At 27.8% G+C, this 13,422-nt stretch carries 10 protein-coding genes and 1 pseudogene; 10 read left to right on the top strand and 1 reads right to left on the bottom strand.

Features of this window, described 5'->3' with window-relative positions:
- Nucleotides 1-333 precede the first annotated feature (333 nt).
- The gene (locus DAD81_RS20790) at nucleotides 334-483 is read right to left on the bottom strand and encodes a hypothetical protein (RefSeq protein ID WP_157961207.1); all 150 of its coding nucleotides are present in this window, start codon (nucleotides 481-483) and stop codon (nucleotides 334-336) included.
- Nucleotides 484-1,783: 1,300 nt separating this feature from the next.
- Here DAD81_RS20790 and DAD81_RS20080 point away from each other — a divergent pair.
- From DAD81_RS20080 to DAD81_RS20035, 10 genes and pseudogenes are all read left to right on the top strand, one after another.
- Complete coding sequence (locus tag DAD81_RS20080) at nucleotides 1,784-2,080, top strand: Bor family protein (RefSeq protein WP_218939743.1); 297 nt, start codon at nucleotides 1,784-1,786, stop codon at nucleotides 2,078-2,080.
- Nucleotides 2,081-2,655: 575 nt separating this feature from the next.
- Entirely contained in the window at nucleotides 2,656-3,291 is a 636-nt protein-coding gene (queC, locus tag DAD81_RS20075) for a 7-cyano-7-deazaguanine synthase QueC (protein ID WP_111710180.1), read from the top strand.
- Nucleotides 3,291-4,115, top strand: coding sequence for a glycosyltransferase family 2 protein (locus DAD81_RS20070; RefSeq protein WP_111710178.1), 825 nt, complete (start codon nucleotides 3,291-3,293; stop codon nucleotides 4,113-4,115). The genes queC and DAD81_RS20070 overlap by 1 nt, the downstream gene beginning before the upstream one ends.
- Complete coding sequence (locus tag DAD81_RS20065; RefSeq protein ID WP_111710176.1) at nucleotides 4,108-4,866, top strand: glycosyltransferase family A protein; 759 nt, start codon at nucleotides 4,108-4,110, stop codon at nucleotides 4,864-4,866. Before DAD81_RS20070 ends, DAD81_RS20065 begins: the two co-directional genes overlap by 8 nt.
- On the top strand, nucleotides 4,863-8,057 hold the full coding sequence (locus tag DAD81_RS20060) for a glycosyltransferase (protein ID WP_111710174.1): 3,195 nt from the start codon (nucleotides 4,863-4,865) through the stop codon (nucleotides 8,055-8,057). Before DAD81_RS20065 ends, DAD81_RS20060 begins: the two co-directional genes overlap by 4 nt.
- Before the next feature lie 125 nt (nucleotides 8,058-8,182).
- On the top strand, nucleotides 8,183-8,551 hold the full coding sequence (locus DAD81_RS20055; RefSeq protein ID WP_111710172.1) for a type I restriction-modification system subunit M N-terminal domain-containing protein: 369 nt from the start codon (nucleotides 8,183-8,185) through the stop codon (nucleotides 8,549-8,551).
- Between the two features lie 124 nt (nucleotides 8,552-8,675).
- Nucleotides 8,676-10,157: pseudogene (locus tag DAD81_RS20050) on the top strand (type I restriction-modification system subunit M).
- A complete protein-coding gene (locus DAD81_RS20045; RefSeq protein WP_111710170.1) occupies nucleotides 10,158-10,781 on the top strand; it encodes a hypothetical protein in 624 nt (207 codons plus the stop codon).
- Nucleotides 10,781-12,238: a type I restriction-modification system subunit M gene (locus tag DAD81_RS20040; protein WP_111710168.1), complete on the top strand. Its 1,458-nt coding sequence runs from the start codon at nucleotides 10,781-10,783 to the stop codon at nucleotides 12,236-12,238. The genes DAD81_RS20045 and DAD81_RS20040 overlap by 1 nt, the downstream gene beginning before the upstream one ends.
- Nucleotides 12,239-13,420 carry a restriction endonuclease subunit S gene (locus DAD81_RS20035; protein ID WP_111710166.1) on the top strand — a complete coding sequence of 394 codons (1,182 nt, stop codon included), beginning with the start codon at nucleotides 12,239-12,241 and terminating at the stop codon, nucleotides 13,418-13,420.
- The last annotated feature ends 2 nt before the right edge of the window (nucleotides 13,421-13,422 follow it).

Below are 13,422 nucleotides of genomic sequence, written 5' to 3'. Positions count from 1 at the left end.
AGTTAAGAATTTCATTTAAATTGAACATAAAAAAAACGGTTTAGATCAATCTAAACCGTTTGTTTCTTCAATTTTTGCTTTGTAGCGTGATCCAGAATTGAACTGGAGACCTCCGGGTTATGAATCCAAAGTTAATTGAATTTGAAACCTTCCTATTGGGCTCACGAACTATTATATTTTTAAATCGTATGCAAAAACGTATGCAGTTTTAGCTTTGGATTATACTTAAATTATTAGAAGCAATTTAGAAAAAAAAATCAAATTTCAAGGATATATATTGAATTTTAAATTTTTAGAATATTAAGGTATTTGTAAATATTTCTCAGAGATTAATTATTTCTTTTGGAAGTAATATTGTTTTAGGATGTATTCTGTAATAGGTTTTAGTTCTTTACCCGTTATCGGGTGAACTCCTCTAGAATTAAAATAATCTAATTCACCGTTTATTGATTTACCATACCAAATAATTGGTTTCCCCTTCATGAAAAACATTGTAGAATCGTTAACGACTAATTTTCTATAATGTTTAAGGTTTAAATACTTTTTATTTGTAATAGAAAACTCCTCATTATAATCAATAGTTTCGTAATGATCTATATTCCAATATAAACATTCATTGTTATGAAAATTTTGAGCATAATAAACTGCTGTAATTACTAAAACAGAAGGTATAATCCATTTTAAATTTTTATTATTTCTTGAAAATATTCTTAATGGTGAAGTATTTTTAAATGAATCTGAATTATCATTAGATGTAGTACTATTTTCACATTCAAATCCTGAAAAATTTTCATAACCTAAATATTTCGCTATAAAATCTTTTAATTCAATGCTTGGTTTACCGGACTTATTTTCTTTTCCTTCAACGTGTTTTTCATAATAACCTATTAAAGTTTTTGAGTTAATATAATTTGGTTTTCTAAATTTTTCTTCAAGTATCTTTTCTACAAAGTATATTGAGTTTCCATTTTTTGTTTTATTATCATTATCCCTTTCCTTTGTTAATTTTTCAAATAGTTGTATTAGTAATTTTTAAGCATAAAAATGATGATCAAGAAATAACTTTTTATGTAGAGGGTATCCATGAATTAAATACAAGAGGAGATGATGATTTTACATTGCCTTTACCACCTTCATCAACAAGGAATTAATATATTTGATATTTAATAAAACTCTTGATTTATATTTTTCTATGCAAATTGATAAAGACTTATCATCTTGAAAATATGTGGAATATGAATTTAACAGAGATATTGGTTTAGTATATGAAAAATAAGGAGTTGACATTAAAAAAAAAGAATAAATTCTAAAGTAATAGGAGTTATAATAAAAACTGATTAACCGGAAATAATAATTGTTTATAAAAAAGACCCTATGTTTAAGGATAGGGTTTTTTAATACAAAATATTTTTAATATGAATGTTTAATTAGAAGTGAAATTTATAAATGATTAAACTCTATTGAGTTATGAAAATTTAAAAATAGATCAATTCTAAATAGAAATTAAACTAGTGTAATTTCTTATTTTTAGAAAATAATTGTTCTAATTTTGCGGTCCAAATAAATACACAAACAATACATTTTAAAATAATAATAACCGAGTTTAAGGCTTCTGCTATTATGCTTTTTATTGAAATGTTATAGATGGTTTTATATATAATATATTTCTGAAGTATTGATTATTGCCTTTGTTGAAATGTAAGAAATATAAAGGCCTTAAAAAAGATGTGTAAAAGAGACTCAAAAAGAGTGAAATAAATATTTAATATTAAAAAAAAGAACAATGATTAAAAAATCAATGAAAATGATGACAATAGCATTTGCATCATCAATGTTATTATCTTCATGTTATTCTTACACTAGTGTTGTAGGAGAAGGAGCCAAAGGTAATTCTCAAACAACTAAATGGAACCATTATGTTGTTTATGGATTAGCTCCTGTTGGACCTTCAGATTCAAAACAGATGGCTAATGGAGCAAAGGATTATACAGTTCATACAAGACAATCATTTGTTAATGGCTTAGTTTCAGCATTGACATTTGGACTTTATACTCCAACTACAACAACTGTTACAAAATAGTAAATGAATTATTTAGGAAAGGCAATTTAATTATTGCCTTTTTTTTAGAATTTAGTAATGAAAAAAATAATATTCTGCACTTCACTTATAGTTTCAATAATATTATTAGTTAATATAATTAATATATTAAACAATGATATAGAAAGGCTTAATCAATATGGCGTTGGATATTTAATTGGTAAAATAATTCTTTTTATAGTGTTTGTAATATTTTGTTTTTTTACAAGAAAGGCTATTATTAAACCTATATAGTATAGTATAGTATAGTATAGTATAGTATAGTATTTGAATGGGACTTAAAGGTTAAACAAATTCAAATAGTTTAATTAAAAAAGTTCTATTTATGGAATATTCTATTTAAGGAAAAAAATTAAAGGAAGAAATTAAACTTAATTTATTGGTATTCAAAATATACCCTTAAACTAGTTTAGAATTAAATAAGGAAATACTGTTTCAATTTTAAATAATCATAGTTCACTAACAAAAATCATATTATAATTTTAAGGTTTTAAGTACTTTCGAATCTTTTAAAATACTAATGTCAACTGAGATGTTAGAAATATATTAAAATTATTATGAATAAAGAAAAAGTAATTCTTCTGCTAAGTGGAGGGATAGATTCAACCACCTTATTAGCAAAATTAGCAAGTGAGAATTATAAAATAACTTGTTTAAGTTTTAATTATAATCAAAGAAATAGAATAGAGTTAGATTTAGCCTCTCAAAACTCTAAAAAATATAATGTAAGTAAACATATAATTATAGATATTTCGAATGATCTTTTTGAATCATCCGCTTTAGTTAATAAAGAGTTGGATGTTTTAGGGAGTGGTATAGATTATCAGGGAAATGAAAGGGTTAATACATATGTTCCTTTTAGAAATATGGTTTTTACAACAATGGCTTTAAGTAAAGCCGAGAGTATGGGGGTGAAAAAAATATTCATTGCTGTAAATAAAGATGATTCAAGAGATTATTGGGATTGCAGGCCTTCTTTTTTTAATCAACTTAATTCGATTTCAGATCTCAATTCAGCGATAAAAATAATAACTCCATTTATTAATTATTCTAAAAAAGAAATTGTAAAAATAGCAAAAGAATTGGATGTAGATTTAAGTAATACAGTTTCTTGTTATCAACCAAATGATAAAGAGGAATGTGGTGTCTGCTTAAGTTGTATGATTAAACAGGAAGCTTTAGTATTAAATTAATGGTAGAGATAGGAGTAATAATTGCTACATCTTTTGATAGAATTGATTTATTATTAAATCGATCCTTAAAATCAGTTCTAGATCAAACTATTCAACCTAATTGTATTGTTATTGTAGATGATAATGAAGATGATATTTATTTATCTAATTGTAGACTGGTAGAAGGACTTTCAATACCAAATTTACATTATTTAAGAAATATTAAATCTAAAGGAATGTCGGGTACAGGTGCTTGGAATACAGGTATTGAATTTTTGAAAAATAATTTAGGTTTAGATAATTATTTAGCAATTTTAGATGATGACGATTTTTGGGAAAATACCTATTTGCAAGATTCATATGATATTATAAAAAATCAATTTCCAAAAGCTATTTTTTCATATTTGAAGAGAGGTGATTGTAAATATCCTCATAAGTTTAATTTAAGCGAGTTGAATTTAAATAATTTTTTGATAGGAAATCCAGGTATTCAGGGGAGTAACATGATTTTTAAACTATCCAGTATAGATGAAATCAATGGTTTTGATGAAAATTTGAGAAGTTGTACGGATCGTGATTTAATGATTAGATTTTTACAAACACATGGAAGAGATAAAATAAGGATAAATCAAAAGGTGCTAGTTCAGCATTTTGTTGGGCATAAAACGGTAACTTCAAATTTAATGGCTAAACAAGAGGGGTTAGATTTTTTTTATAAAAAGCATTTTAAACTTTTTAATCAAGAAATGTTAAAATCTTCATTAGAAAGATCAAAAAAGTTATTTAAGTATAATAAAAGTGATGAAGTAATAGAACTCTATAAGAATTATATGGTAAATGGATAGAAAGGAAAGATTAATAGTTATAGGTGTAGCAATGCATAATAATTCATTAGATATTAAAAGATGTATTACTTCAATATTGAAACAAAAAAAAATTAAAAGAGAAATTCATATTGTAATTGGTAATGATAATTCGACTGATGACTGGAAAGAAGTATTAAATGATTTAATTATTGAAAATAAAGAGGGTATTTCAATTTTAGATTTAAATAATTCTAATGTTGTTAATACTAGAAATGATATTAATAATTTTATTATTAAAAATATCGAAAATACGGAGTTAATAGGAAGACTTGATGCTGATGATGAATACTCAGATGAATTTGTATTATCTAGTATAGAAAAGATTTTGGATAAGAATAATCCAGACTTGATTCTTGCAGGAAATTATTTACGTAAAAATAATATAATTTGTAATAGAGTTAATAGAAGCACAGCAAAATTACAGGATATAGATTATTTAAAAGAAAGAGTATTAAGAATGTCAGAAGGTGATAAATCTTCAGAGTTACCATCCTGTAATCTTTTTATAAGACCTAACGTGTTATTACCTTATCCTAATATTGAAAGTGGGGAGGATCATTTGTTGCTATTAAATTATTTAACGAGTAAAAAAAGATATAATTGGCACTTTGCAGAAAGTTTGTTAGCTGTAATTTATAATTTGAATGGAACGAGCACTTCTAATAATAAAAATTCTAATACTTATTTAGCTTCTAGATTAGAAATGTTTAATAAGATAAATATTGCATGAACAATAGAGTAATAAAAGCGGAGTCAATATTAAAATCGCAAAATATTCTAAATCCAGTTTATATAGGGAATGGACATGAAGGAGTTGTTTTTAGGGATGAGAATTATATTTATAAGGTAATTATACCTTTGCAGTTTGAGGGTTTTAGTTTCGAAAAAGCATATAGTAGAATATCATTTTTTTTAAACCTTCCAGAAGAGATACAACATTTATATTCTATTGAATTAATTAGAACGAATGAAACATTTATTGTTAAATATGATTATGAAGAGGGAGAAATTTGTTTGAATTATAGTGAAGATGACGCCATTAGTGTTTTAACCGAATTATGGATTCATAAAATTATCATAATGGATTGTAAACCTGAGAATTGTATTCGGGTTGATAATACTATTAAAATAATTGATTTAGACGGAAAAGATTATACTGACAATTTATTCTTGAATATGTGTGCAAGAATGTATTTGTACGCAAATTACCATAATGAATATGAATATTCAAGATTCCAAAAAGTAAAACGTAGTGCCATTAACAATTTTGAACTTCCTGAACTTAAAGAATTAAGAAATTTTGTAAATAAGGTTTTTGCAAATATTATTTTAAGTCAATCTCAAATTATCAATGATAATAGTATAAATGATGTTGATAATGAAAGGTTTAGGTGTTTAAAGTCTTTAAATTTTGAAAACATATTCTTTTCTAATCTTAAGAAAGGGAAATACTTAGCTAACATATCTTTTGATAAAATTAGTTTGAATAATCAAAATTATTTTGAACCTGAGAATTTTGGTGTTGAGTTTAAGAAGATAGTTCCTTTGGATAAAAAGGTTTCACTTCTTATAAAAACTTGCCCACAGGATATACAAACAGTAGAAGAAAATATTAAACACATTGTTAAACAATTAAGCTCTCCAAATTCATTTTATGAGGTTGTTGTTTTAATTGATCCAAGAGAGAGTAATTATTTAAGAGAATATAATTCTAAAGGAACTCTATTAGATTTAATTAGATCAATTGAGAAACTAGTAAAAGATAGAATAATAGATAGATATATAATATATGACAATAATGAAAGTATAGAGGTTAATAAGCATTGGTTCAATATTGAATGTAATTCATCTCATACTTCCAAAAACGCACCAGTATCTACACAATTATGGGCTTTTAATCAATGTAAAGGAGATTATATATTTCAGCTAGATGTAGATGTGTTAATTGGGAGAAAAAATTATAACCATTCTTTTTTAACAGATATGCTAAATGAATTTGATGAAAATCGAAATGTGATTTCTGTTGGTTTTAATATTTATAATGAAGAATCAAATGATTATTTTGGTTTTAAAAATGGAGGTTTTGTTCCCGAGGTAAGAATGGGATTGTTACATAAAGAAAGAATGAACTCTTTATTACCTCTACCTAATTCTATTGATGATAATGGTAATTTAGAATTAACCTGGCATAGATCATTATTGAAAAAGCAAAAAGAAACAAAAAAATGTTCTATAAGAGGAGGTGACCACGTATCATTTTATATTCATCCTCAAAATTACAGGAAGAAAAAACCTTATGCGTGGATGTCTATTTTGGATAGAATTGAGAAAAATATTATTCCAAAGATTCAATATGGAGCTTTTGATTGTGAAGGATCTTTATATGATTGGTCAATACCAAAAAGAAATGAAAAATTAGTAGTAGTATCTTGTTTTAGAAATGTTTCATATGATCGTTTTTTAAGAATGTGGTATTCATTAATGAGTCAAAGTTATAATGATTTTGGACTGATTTTATTGGATGATAACTCTGATAATGGATTACCATATTTGATTGATTCACTTATTAAGCCTTATATGGATAGAATAACTTTTATAAAGAAAAGGACAAAGTCTACCAGATTAGAAAATGTTTATAGATCTATTCATTATTATATGGATAATCCAGAGTCTATAGTTGTTATGCTTGACGGGGACGATGCTTTAATAGGAAATCAAACATTACAAAATTTGATTTATAAGTATGAAAATTATAATGCAGATGTCGTTGTAGGAAGATTTCATCAAACTTATAGATTACAACCACATTATAGATATCCTGTTGATTTCGATAATCCGAGGGAGAAGGGAGGAAACGTATGGCAACATTTAAAAACATTTAAAAAATATTTATTTGATTCAATTCCTCTAACTCATTTTAAATATGAGGATAAAGAAAAGAAGTTGTATCAAAACAAATGGTTTGAAACTTGTGATGACTTTGCATTTATGGTTCCTATAGTTGAAATGAGTAAACAGCCTTTACAATTAGATGAGGTTAATTATTTTTATGAGCGTGATTTTGATAAAAAAGATGATGATAGAGATTTAAAAGAAAAATGTATTGCAAATATTTTAAATAAACCAGGTCTTTCTCCAGTTAATACGTTTAAAGGAAGAAAAGCATTTGAGCCAAATCAAAACATAATTGAAATTGATATTACTTATGATTGCAATTTGAAATGTATAGGATGCAATCGTTCTTGTACACAAGCACCTACTACAGAATCTTTAGATATTTCGGATATAGAAAAATTTATAAAAGATTCAATAAGTTTAAATAAAAAATGGGAATTAATTAATGTGTTAGGAGGAGAACCAACTATTCATCCCGATTTTGAAGAAATAGTAAATTTAATTCATAATAATTATATTGAATCCTTTTCTCAAGAAACTATATTGCAGGTTGTGTCTAATGGGGTTGAAAAAAGATCGAGAGATTTATGTGAGAAAGTAAAGAAGTTGAAAAATGTTAGAATAGATTATGGATCATTTAAAGAGAGTAAAAATGTAGAATATTTTTCACCCTTTAATGATGCACCAATTGATGATGATAACTTTAAAGGTGCTGATTATAAAAAGGGATGTTGGGTAACAAGTTATTGTGGTATTGGTTTAAACAAAAGAGGTATTTATGCTTGCAGTGTAATAGGTGGAATAGATAGATTGAAAGGAGGAAACAAGGCTATAAATGGCTTATTAGATTTATCTAAAGAGAGGTTAGAAAAACAGCTAGAAGAATTTTGCAAATATTGCGGGAATTTTAAGGCTTATAATCAGAATGCAGGAGATTTTATACCAAGAATAGAAAAAGAACCTTTTAAGAATGTTGTAACTAAATCTTGGAAAGAGATTTACAAAAATGAAAGCAATGAAAATTAAAAAAAAATCTGAACCTTAAGACAAAATGGTTATATATAATTGAAAAATATTATCGAGGATTTCAATTTGATATAAACTATATTTACTCTTTTTTAAAAATAATAATATACTAGGAATTACATATAATGACAAACCAACAATTAAAACAATTAGAAGATAAACTTTGGGCATCTGCCAATGCTATGAGAGCCCATGGAGGGTTAAAAGCATCTGATTATGCAGTGCCAGTATTGGGATTGATTTTCCTAAAGTTTGCCGAAAATAAATATAGTCAACACGAGCCAGAAATTTTAAAGGAGTATCAATTCAAGAAAAATACGGATTTTGCTCCACAAGTTATTACCAATAATTATTTTAATCGCAATGCCATTGAGTTAGCAGAGCAAAATAAAGTATCATTAATTGATCGAGATATTTTGATAAAATGGATACAAAACTCCCCTTTAAAACTAGATGATATAGATAGAAAAATGAATGATAGAGTATCAATATAATAGATATGCAATTCTTTATCAAATTAATGTAAGAATAATATTAAGAAAATGAGTAAGAATTAGTTAATAAGTTCATTGTTTAAATTAATTTTTAAAGAATAAGATTCGTTACTTTTGATAGCCTATGAATAAAAATAAACTTACCCTCTCTCAATTAGAACAATATTTATCAAAAGCAGCTTGGATCTTAAAAGGACCAGTGGATGCTTCCGATTTTAAAGTATACATTTTTCCATTATTATTTTTCAAGCGAATTTCTGATGTTTATGACGAAGAATTTACTGTGGCTCTGCAAGAAAGCGATGGCGATTTAGAATATGCTTCTTTACCAGAGTTTCACCGTTTTGAAATACCAGAAGATTGTCATTGGAAAAACGTTCGAGAAACCACAACAAATGTAGGGTTGGCTATTGAAAAAGCACTTCGTGGAATTGAACAAGCCAATCAAGAATTTTTATATGGTATTTTTGGTGATGCCCAGTGGAGTAATAAAAATAAACTTTCAGATAAATTATTAATTGATTTAATAGAGCATTTTTCACAATACAGTCTTGGAAACGAAAACGTAAACCCAGATATGTTAGGAAATGCCTATGAATATTTAATCAAGCATTTTGCTGATTTAACCAATAAAAAAGCGGGTGAATTTTATACACCACGTTCCGTAGTCCATTTATTGGGTTTAATTCTAGATCCTCACGAAGGAGAAAGTATTTACGATCCAGCTTGCGGAACAGGAGGTATGTTGTTAGAAAGTGTAAATCACTTAAAAGAAAACAACCAAGATTATAGAACGCTAAAGTTATTTGGTCAAGAAAAAAATCTGACTTCTAGTTCTATCGCTCGGATGAATATGTTTCTTCACGGAATAGAGGATTTTCAAATCTTTAGAGGGGATACATTAAGAGCTCCAGCATTTTTTGAAGCGGATGGTTTAAAAACATTTGATTGTGTAATTGCAAATCCACCTTTTTCTTTAAAAGAATGGGGAGCTGAAAATTGGGCAAACGATCCTTATGGAAGAAATATAGCTGGTGTACCTCCAAAAGGAAATGGAGATATGGCTTGGGTACAACACATGATTAAATCTATGAATAGTGTTGGGCGTATGACTGTTGTATTGCCACATGGTGCTTTATTTAGAAAAGGTGCTGAAGGAAAAATTCGTGAGAAATTATTAGAAGATGATTTATTAGAAACTGTTATAGGATTGGGGTCTAATATATTTTATGGTACTCAGTTAGCAGCTTGTGTTATGGTTTTTAGACAAAATAAGGAAGCAGTTAAGAAAAATAAAGTATTATTTATTGATGCTTCTGACCAAATTAGAGTTGGTCGTGCTCAAAATTTTCTAGAACCAGCACATGTAAATCAAATTTTTGATTGGTAGACTCAAAATAAGGATGTTGAAAATTATGTAAAAGTTGCTTCCATAAATGAGATTGAAGAAAATGACTTTAATTTAAACATTCCTTTATATGTTGAAAAAATTATTGAAGATAATTTACCTTCTGTTGAAAAGGCATTATCAGATTTAAAAACAGCTTGGAATGAAAGCCTAGAGACTGAGAAGAAGTTTAAAAAAATATTAAAAGAGTTTATTTAAATGAACGAAATAGAATTTATAGATAGAGTTAAGGCGAAATCAATAGAATCAAAGAAACTTATAGAAGGTAACGGAGGCTATAAAATAAAAAGAGGGATGGCTCATTCAATCTCTGGTTTTGTTGAAGACTTGTTTGCTTTATATGTTGCTGAATATATAAATAGAGATAATCTTGAATATTTTGTGGATAAAGTTATTTCAATACGTTTAAATAAAAATGAAAAAGCCAGGTCGTTTAAACCAGATCTAATGATTATCAACAGTGAAAATATTATGACACATTACTTTGATTTAAAAACAAATCTAGGCTGGAATAGATATTTAGAAAACTACATAACTGAAAAAAACGATTTTATAAATCAATTAAGGGGGAGAAAGGCCTGGATTAATTTAGGGAAAAATGAAAAAGCGAAAGATGTGGTGATTTCTGAAAATTTAAAGTATCACATGGTCGTTATTTATGGAGGAAATATAAATCAAGAAACAATGATTAATAATTTAAAAATTGCTTCTAATTTAGAAAATATTGAAATAGATACATTGTACCATAAAAATGATGATAATGCTAATTTTGAAATTGATTATAAGGCATTTGAAAATATTCATAACTCAATTTTAGCGTAATGACCCAAAAAGAATTAGAAAAATATTTGTGGGGAGCAGCAACCCAGTTGCGTGGAACCATTGATGCAGGAGATTATAAACAATACATTTTTCCGTTGTTGTTTTACAAGCGTATTTGTGATGTATATGATGAGGAATATGAAAATGCGTTGAAAGAAAGTGATGGAGATATAGAGTATGCTTCGTTTGCTGAAAATCATCATTTTCAAGTGCCAGAAGGTGCACATTGGAATACTGTTAGAGAAACTACAGTAAATGTTGGTGTGGCGTTGCAAGATGCGATGCGGGCTATAGAAAAAGCGAATCCAGATACTTTGTACGGTATTTTTGGTGATGCCAGTTGGACCAACAAAAACCGATTGAGTGATGAAACGCTTACCAATTTAATAGAGCATTACTCACAACACAAATTAAGTTTAAGTAACATACCCGATGATAAATTAGGAAACGCTTATGAATACTTAATTAAAGAATTTGCCGATGATAGTGGCCATACAGCTGCTGAATTTTACACCAACCGTACCGTAGTTAAACTAATGACGATGATTATGGATCCTAAACCAGGTGAAAGTGTGTATGATCCTACTTGTGGTTCTGGTGGTTTGTTGTTAAACTGTGCCTTGCATTTAAAAGAAGAAGGGAAGGAATACCGTACGTTGAAGTTATACGGACAAGAAATTAACTTAATTACTTCTGCCATTGCGCGTATGAATATGTTTATGCACGGTATTGAAGAATTTAGCATTGTACGTGGTGATACCTTGGCCAACCCTGCATTTTTAGAAAACGATGAACTAAAAAAGTTCAACGTTATATTAGCAAACCCTCCATATTCTATTAAAAGTTGGGACCAAAAAGCATTTATAAACGACTCTTATGGGCGTAATATTTGGGGAACACCACCACAAGGTTGTGCCGATTATGCATTTCAACAACATATCCATAAAAGTTTAGATCCTAAAAACGGGAGATATGCAATTCTTTGGCCACATGGTATCTTGTTTAGAGATATGGAAGCTGAAATGCGTAGAAAAATGGTATTAGAAGATGAAATTGAAGCTGTTATAGGATTAGGGCCAAACTTGTTTTATAATTCGCCTATGGAAGCTATGATTTTAGTAGGAAATACCAATAAGCCAAAAGAAAGGAAAGGAAAAATACTGTTTGTGAATGGCAAAGATGATGTAATTGATAATAAAGGATTAGCCTATTTAACAAATGATCATATTGATAAAATGTATCAAGTATTTAAAGATTTTACAGATATTCCACATTATACTAAAGTTGCAACAACCGAAGAAATAATGAAGTTTGATGGTAACTTAAATATTAATTTTTATGTAAAGACGGATAATTCAGGTAAAGAACTATCATTTTCAAAGGCATTTAATAAATGGGAGAAAGATGGCGTCGAATTTAAAAAATCAATGAAAAATTTATTTGAAGTTCTTAATTAAATGAGCGAATTATTAGAAAATACAGTTGAAGAATTGCAATTAGATAGAAGTAAGTGGAAACTTATAAAATTTGGTGATGTTGCTATTCAGCAAAAAGGTAAAGTAGATAGAGATAGTTCTGAACTTACGAGATATATTAAAGGTGAACATATGGGATCTGAAGATCTTCATATTAGGGAATGGGGAGAGTTAAAAGATGAATATTTAGGTCCAGCTTTTATTAGAAAGTTTGAAAAAGGAGATATACTATACGGTTCACGCAGAACATATTTAAGAAAAGTTGCAATTGCTGATTTTGATGGGATAACATCAAATACTACGTTTGTTATTAAAGCAAATGAAAAGAATATTGATAAAAGATTATTGCCTTTTATTATGATGTCCGAAGGGTTTACTGAAAACTCTATAAAAAATTCTAAGGGATCTGTTAATCCGTATATCAATTGGAAAGACATTGCTAAATACGAATTTCTCCTCCCGCCAAAAGACCAACAAGCGCAATTAGTAAAACTACTTTGGGCTATGGATGAGATGATTGAGAAGGAGTTGGAGGTATTGGAGAAGTTGGAATTTACATATTCAACATTAGTTGATAATTTATTTTCAAAAAAAAGAGAGGATTGGGATTATAAAAGACTGGATAAAATTGCTAAAATAAATGCTAGCTCTTTAAAATCGAATACAGATCCAAATTATGAATTTGAGTATTTAGATTTAGCTGGAATAATTGAACCTAAAGTAATTGGTGAATTAAAGAAAATAAAATTTTCTGAAGCACCAAGTAGAGCAAAAAGAGTTGTACTGGATAATTCAATTGTTCTTGCAATGGTAAGACCTTACCAGAGAGCTTTTGCTTATGTTGAAGATGGAGGGAATATAATTGCATCAACAGGTACAGCAGTTGTTAATGTAAATGAAGGTATTAAATCAAAATTTATATTTCATCAGTTTTTTTCAAAAAAATTCACTAGATATTGTGAAGATAGAATGACAGGAACAAGTTATCCAGCAATTACACCTTCTGATGTTGAAGAGTTTAAAGTTGCTATTCCAAAGAATAAATATTTAATAGCAGAAGAAACGTTGAAATTGGATGAATTAGATAGCTCTATAGTAATTATTAAATCCAAAATTTCAAGTTCAAAATCTTTGCAAAAGAGTTTAATTAATCAGGTGCTTTAGGG

It is taken from the genome of Lutibacter citreus (genome assembly GCF_003260195.1).
GTDB classification, from domain to species: domain Bacteria; phylum Bacteroidota; class Bacteroidia; order Flavobacteriales; family Flavobacteriaceae; genus Lutibacter; species Lutibacter citreus.
The sequence above is the reverse complement of the archived record's forward strand: the minus strand, read 5'-3'. Positions and strand labels throughout refer to the sequence as shown.

What these genes read in the sequence shown, in the direction of transcription:
- DAD81_RS20060 (WP_111710174.1), top strand. Translation starts at nt 4,863, where the DNA reads ATGAACAATAGAGTAATAAAAGCGGAGTCAATATTAAAATCGCAAAAT.
- DAD81_RS20055 (WP_111710172.1), top strand. Translation starts at nt 8,183, where the DNA reads ATGACAAACCAACAATTAAAACAATTAGAAGATAAACTTTGGGCATCT.
- DAD81_RS20070 (WP_111710178.1), top strand. Translation starts at nt 3,291, where the DNA reads ATGGTAGAGATAGGAGTAATAATTGCTACATCTTTTGATAGAATTGAT.
- DAD81_RS20065 (WP_111710176.1), top strand. Translation starts at nt 4,108, where the DNA reads ATGGATAGAAAGGAAAGATTAATAGTTATAGGTGTAGCAATGCATAAT.
- DAD81_RS20790 (WP_157961207.1), bottom strand. Translation starts at nt 483, where the DNA reads ATGAAGGGGAAACCAATTATTTGGTATGGTAAATCAATAAACGGTGAA.
- DAD81_RS20040 (WP_111710168.1), top strand. Translation starts at nt 10,781, where the DNA reads ATGACCCAAAAAGAATTAGAAAAATATTTGTGGGGAGCAGCAACCCAG.
- DAD81_RS20035 (WP_111710166.1), top strand. Translation starts at nt 12,239, where the DNA reads ATGAGCGAATTATTAGAAAATACAGTTGAAGAATTGCAATTAGATAGA.
- queC (WP_111710180.1), top strand. Translation starts at nt 2,656, where the DNA reads ATGAATAAAGAAAAAGTAATTCTTCTGCTAAGTGGAGGGATAGATTCA.
- DAD81_RS20045 (WP_111710170.1), top strand. Translation starts at nt 10,158, where the DNA reads ATGAACGAAATAGAATTTATAGATAGAGTTAAGGCGAAATCAATAGAA.
- DAD81_RS20080 (WP_218939743.1), top strand. Translation starts at nt 1,784, where the DNA reads ATGATTAAAAAATCAATGAAAATGATGACAATAGCATTTGCATCATCA.